Raw genomic sequence first — 2,421 nt, 5'->3', positions numbered from 1 at the left:
GACACGGAGTTTATCCAAGGGATAAAAGCCGAACTCAACTATGGCTTTGCGAAACGTTGGATTGCTAACGGTAGTGTGCAAGTGAACCGAAGTGACTTGTTTGATGAAGAAATTTACCACGTGGGTTTACGTTATCTCGTGACCAACAAGTTTGCGATTGGTGGCTCTTATCAACACAGAAATGGCGAAGGTAAGATTCGTAGTGAACGCACTAACGAGCTAGGTGTAGAGTTCTTCCTAGAGTATTAGTTAGCGATATATAGACTAAGCGTCTTAAAAACTGACATATAAAGGAGGCAGACACAAAAAAGCCAGCTTAATAGCTGGCTTTTGCATATCTATTGGTCTGCAAGTGCAGGTTTCTTTTTCGATTAAAGAACCGCAGCGATGCCTTTACATAGAGGACCCATATTTGACTTCGTCATGCCCGCTACGCTGATACGGCCAGAACCGACAATGTAGATAGCGAATTCGTCTTTCAGGCGAGTTACTTGCTCTTTGCTTAAACCAGAGAAAGAGAACATGCCGTTTTGGCGCTCGATGAATGTGAAGTCTGCATCAACACCTTCAGATTTCAGTGTCGTTACGAATAGCTCGCGCATCTCTTGGATACGGTCACGCATTTCTGCTACTTCTGCTTCCCATTCAGCACGTAGATCAGCATCACCAAGGATGTGAGTAACGACAGCACTGCCGTGCGCTGGTGGGTTAGAGTAGATAGAGCGGATGATGCTCTTAACTTGAGAGAACGCTGTTGTTGCTACGTCTGCAGATTCTGCAACCAGAGTGAATGCACCCACACGCTCGTTGTACAAGCCGAAGTTCTTAGAGAACGAGCTAGCAACAAGAATCTCTTTGTTGTATTGAGCAAAAATGCGCAGGCCAGCTGCATCTTCTTCAACACCTTTAGCAAAACCTTGGTAGGCAAAATCGAATAGAGGAAGCAGTTTCTTCTCAGCAACTAGCTTAGCAAGTACTTCCCACTCTTCAGTTGTTGGGTCGATGCCTGTTGGGTTATGACAGCAGCCGTGAAGAAGAACGATGTCGCCTTCAGAAGCTTTCTCTAGGTCAGCAACCATGCCTGCGAAGTCTTTGTCTTTGGTTTCAGCGTTGTAGTAGCTGTATTGAGCTGTTTCGATACCGGCAGCAGCGAAAACGCCGTTGTGGTTAGCCCAAGTTGGGTTACTGATCCAGATTTTCACGTCACCCAGTTGGCGCTTGATGAATTCACCCGCTACGCGAAGTGCACCTGTACCACCTGGAGCTTGTGCTGTTTTAGCGCGTTGAGACGTTACGATCTCTGCATCTGAACCGAAAAGCAGTTTCTGAACCGCTAGACCGTATTCAGCGGTACCTTCAATCGTTAGGTAAGATTTGGTTTTTTCGTTTTCAAGAAGTGCAGCTTCTGCTTTCTTTACTGTTTTAAGTACTGGCGTTTGACCATCTTCATTTTTGTAGATGCCAACACCAAGGTTAATTTTCTCTTCACGAGAGTCTTTTTTAAATTCTTCAGTAAGGCCGAGAATAGGATCGGCGGGAGCTGCTAACACTTTTTCAAACATAATCTTCATCCATGTCAATTGAGAGGGAGGTAATAATAACTCCAGTATTTATACCTTTCATATAAGGTTGATACAACTCAAAACCTAGAATTTATTAAAACGATTTATAACTAACAGTTTCGAAAATTTGATTTAAGGGATTTTTCGGCATTTCCATTTGAAACGACTGTACGTTGGCGTTGTTTTGTTCAACGTAATTCATTGCTATTACTATGGTTTTTATTCATGTTTAGACTGGTCGATATAAAGGAACCACATAGAATGAAGAAAATACTAAGTCTATGTTTTGTGGTACTAGCGGTAGTCATGGCTGGTGGGTGCAAAGATAGCAAAAACGAAGGCCATAAACCTATGGTCTATAAGCCTACGAAAGCATCACCCCCGGATCTTTCAGTAGCCATTACGGTTAATGGTAAAAAGCGTACTTTAGAGCTCCATCGTTACTCGATCCGAGAGCCCGATATGAAAGTATATCTTTGGGATCACCGTATTAATGGGCATGCTCCAGCAAGTACAATTAATACCCCTGATATCCGTGTTTATCGTGGTGTTGATACCAGTGATGAAAATACGCAAGTTATTGCAGCACTGACGACTAAGAATAAACTCTATGTGACGGCTTACCGTGGTAGTCAAACAGTATGGACGATTGAAAAGGCAGACATCATAAGTGGCTTATCTGCGAATAAGTTGACAGCAAAAGCTCAAAACTTAGCGTCGGTTACGCCGCAGTCTACAATTTTAGACAATATGCAAAAGGCAATTAAAACCATAGATGAAAGGCCGAGTGCACCAACGTCTGGCTTAGATAACTTAATTGCTAAAGACAAAACGCAAGTTCAATTGCACAAAGTAAAAG

General features: G+C 43.0%; 1 protein-coding gene and 2 pseudogenes. 2 read left to right on the top strand and 1 reads right to left on the bottom strand.

Features of this window, described 5'->3' with window-relative positions:
* A pseudogene (locus AB4496_RS15315) lies at window positions 1-249 on the top strand (hypothetical protein); the annotation flags it as partial.
* Between the two features lie 122 nt (window positions 250-371).
* Here the strand turns inward: AB4496_RS15315 and AB4496_RS15310 are convergent.
* Window positions 372-1,562, bottom strand: coding sequence for an amino acid aminotransferase (locus AB4496_RS15310; RefSeq protein ID WP_009847051.1), 1,191 nt, complete (start codon window positions 1,560-1,562; stop codon window positions 372-374).
* A gap of 261 nt (window positions 1,563-1,823) precedes the next feature.
* Here AB4496_RS15310 and AB4496_RS15305 point away from each other — a divergent pair.
* A pseudogene (locus AB4496_RS15305) lies at window positions 1,824-2,421 on the top strand (hypothetical protein); the annotation flags it as partial.

The sequence above is a fragment of the Vibrio sp. 10N.222.46.A1 genome (genome assembly GCF_041473595.1).
Lineage (GTDB): Bacteria > Pseudomonadota > Gammaproteobacteria > Enterobacterales > Vibrionaceae > Vibrio > Vibrio tasmaniensis_A.
Note: the sequence above shows the minus strand (reverse complement) of the source record. Positions and strands in the feature narration are given on the sequence as shown.